Raw genomic sequence first — 3381 nt, forward strand, 5'->3', positions numbered from 1 at the left:
TACTTTGTTCCATCTTTATCTCCACCGTCTTTAAGTTGTTCCAAAACATCGCGGAGCTTTTCTGGAATAGGCAGTCCAAGTCTTGTGGCATTTTCAATAATGCTGATTCCTTCATTGGATAGGTAGAAGAAAATAACTGCTGTTCTGATAACACCACCATCACCGATGATGTTCTGATCAATGATGTGGGCTACCCCCACCAAAGAGAAGATCACCACTTTTTTAAAGATGCCCCGAGCACCAACGTCACTGGATAAATGCTTCTCGATTATGGCGCACATGACACCAAGCAGATAGTCAATGACAACAAAGGCAATCAGGGCATATAAAAATCCATCGTAACCTCCGAGAAACCAGCCAAGCCAACCGCCAAGGCCAGCAATAGCCAGTTGAATATAAGTCCAAATGTCTCTCATTATTTTTCCTCGCTTTCATGTAGATTTATATATAAAAAGACGCCCAGCTAAAGGCGTCATAATCTGATAGTAATAGGCTTCCATTAGTAAGGTGCATAGTAAACATAGCCGCTGGCTTTGGCATAGAACCCGTCTCCGGGAATGTACATAGCACCGTCAAAGGTATCGTATTGGGTAGTTGTGAATCCTGGCTGATGCAAGCATTCCCAGGTAATCCCATCAGAGGATACGCAAAGACTGCTCTCTTTTAGAAGTGCAAACTTCCCCCAATCAGGCATCCACATGATGTTTCTTGGATTAGGAATATTGTTATTTGCCAGATCTCCTACCCAGGAAAGATTGGTTTCAGTAATCTGTGTAGCATCATCGTTCATCACACAGAGCTTCACATAGTAGGTGTAATCGCCACCCACATTGGTGTAATTGAATTTCATCACAAAGAGCACACCATTGATAGAGCGAATGAACATGTACCGAGTATCATTCACATCTTCAGGAATGGTGGTTCCCCAGCTTCCTGGACTTGATGTGCTGGCTCTGGCGATGGATTTGTCACCACCAACAACACCTACAAAGTATCCTTTGTGCCGGGTCAGGTATTTAAAGATGGGGACTGAGGTTCCATCAGATCCGACCAGGGTCCAGGCAGTTCGTTCTTCCAGGGAATCAAAGCTATAGTAAACCGGGGATTTATAGTACCACCAGCTGACCACACCAGAGCCTCTGTCCATATCATAAGCACCACAGGTCATGGCATTTTGTGCTCCGGCGCAGTACCCAGCATTATGCCAGGTAATACCATCAAAGGATGCGATGATATTGGCGAGACCCACGATCTTTGCGATAAAGACACCATCAGCAGCATAAAGAATTTCAGGCTGTCCATGACTCCACCAAGGAACACTGACAACGGTCCATTGTTTGGTGGTCTTGTTCCAGTAGGACATGTATGGGGTTTTGGCATAATAAACTGCAATCTGAGCGTTTCCGTTATCATAGACATTAATCTGTCTTTCACTTCCGTATTGGGTATAGCCAAAGTTGTTATAGTACTTCTTGGTCCAGCTTAAGGTAGGAATAGGAAGTACTATGCTGCCCCTGCCACCAAAAGCTGTCCAGATGGCCAAGGTGTTATTAAAGTTACGATCATAGCTCATGGGTTTCCTCCTTAAACTTTCTCAATGGCTGTGATTCTTCCACTGGAATCAGTGGAGTATGTGTAGCTTCCAGTTGAGCCATCGGCATAGGTTACTTCAAAGGCTGCAGCATCAATCAGAAGCGAAGTAACCTCTTTAAGGAGAAGCTCTGAGAAAATATCTTCTAAGGCAATGCTGGTGATCCTGCCACTGGAATCTGTGGTGAAGCTGTACTCGGCATGATACTGATGGGTATCACCTTTTTCCACTTCATAGGTCACATTGATTTTGTTATTAACCACCGACAGCGTTTTTACAATGGTGTAGGAGACACCTAAGTCATAGACCTGGTTTTGAAGATCATCCACAGAGCTTCCAACATTAGAAATTGAATTTTCGATGCGATAGAAGGTATCAGAAATACTTGGTCTGTATCTTCCCACCTCAACGCGGATGTTGAATCTGTAAAATGGATTGTACTCAAGTGAGATGATCCTGGTTTTCACATTGATTCCTAATGGATTGAAGATGATGTGCACATTATCGCCTACAGCCAAATCCATCAGTTTGAAAAAGGAAATGTCATAGGATGATGCATTCTCCCTGGAATCATGGGATACAGCCACGTTTGTAACATTCTTTGAACCCATCACAGGGATATAATCATTGGAGCCTCTATGGCTACGAATATTTATGCTATAGCCATCGTACTGGATTTCACCACCCAAAATAGCAATGAACTGCATAAGGGCAGCTCGCCTTGAAACCTTCTGGTTGATTTTCATCGTGACGCTCTCTGTAAAATCCACAATCCCTGCTGAATAGGGAGTGCCTGCAAGGAGCTGGGATAATCCTGTAGCTGGATCTCCCGTAAAATCAAACTCAGTGATGTTATACATCTCGTGGTTGAGCAGGTAGGACACATGCTCACAAAGAACAGAGCAGACCGGCAGGCTCCCTTGAATTGATTTGCCGATTTGAACCAGTTCAAAATACTGATTATCTAGTTTTGCAATTTGCTTTGTTTTTAAAGCCAGTGCAGACTTCGCCATAACAGTAAATGAGAGGGTAAACTCACCCTCCAAGGTTTCTCTAATATTTGAGCTGATGACTTTCTTAACGGACTGAATCATGGTTGCTCCCGCGTAAATTTCAATCAAGGGATCGCCTCCTTTCTATTAACTTCCAGCCACACCCAGGTTTCTAACTGTGACGATGTTTTGGTTCCACTGAAGCTGTGCAATAACACGGGTTAGAATATTACCGTCAATGGTAAGAGGGATAGTCACATCAAAGACTGCGCCGTCAGAACCACCAAAACTTCCAGTGACTTGAGAGTTCAGGTCCAAATCAAAGTCTGTAGGAATAGCTCCCTGCATATCTTTTTCCACATCACCCATGGCTTTCTCGAAGCCCTCTCCAATACCTTCACCCATGTTGGAACCAATGCCTGCAAATACCTTTGAAGGAGATCTAATTCCAAGAACCTTCTTAACGCCACCAACGATACCGTTGACCATATTTTTCACTTTTTCTCCAAGCCAACCAATCATCGATGCGATACCGTCCCATAAACCTCTTGCGATATTTCTTCCCACTTCTAAGATTGATGGGATCCCACGGGCAAGTCCGGTGACGATAGACATGATGATCTGAGGTAGTTGCGCCACGATCTGAGGAATGGCACGAATAAGTCCCATACCAAGCTGAATGGTCAGCTGAACTCCCATTTCAATGAGCTTTGGTAGGTTACTGGTGATAAAGGTAATGATGCTGTTAATAATCTGAGGCAGGGACTGAATCAGTGTTGGTAGAGAGTTTAAAAGTCC

4 protein-coding genes are annotated in these 3381 nt (G+C 44.0%); all 4 read right to left on the bottom strand.

What is annotated here, in order from left to right; genetic code table 11:
- Positions 1-416: phage holin family protein (locus tag ACOEN1_RS13220; RefSeq protein WP_352417944.1), on the bottom strand; the 416-nt coding region annotated here is incomplete at its 3' end.
- A gap of 83 nt (positions 417-499) precedes the next feature.
- A complete protein-coding gene (locus tag ACOEN1_RS13225; protein WP_422487363.1) occupies positions 500-1573 on the bottom strand; it encodes a hypothetical protein in 1074 nt (357 codons plus the stop codon).
- Positions 1574-1584: 11 nt separating this feature from the next.
- Positions 1585-2712 (bottom strand): hypothetical protein, encoded by a 1128-nt coding sequence (locus ACOEN1_RS13230; RefSeq protein WP_422487364.1) that lies wholly within the window; start codon positions 2710-2712, stop codon positions 1585-1587.
- 18 nt (positions 2713-2730) lie between these two features.
- Positions 2731-3381: phage tail protein (locus tag ACOEN1_RS13235; protein WP_422487365.1), on the bottom strand; the 651-nt coding region annotated here is incomplete at its 5' end.

It is taken from the genome of Gudongella sp. DL1XJH-153, from assembly GCF_049310905.1.
Classification (GTDB): domain Bacteria; phylum Bacillota; class Clostridia; order Tissierellales; family Tissierellaceae; genus Gudongella.

What these genes read in the sequence shown, in the direction of transcription:
- ACOEN1_RS13225 (WP_422487363.1), bottom strand. Translation starts at nt 1,573, where the DNA reads ATGAGCTATGATCGTAACTTTAATAACACCTTGGCCATCTGGACAGCT.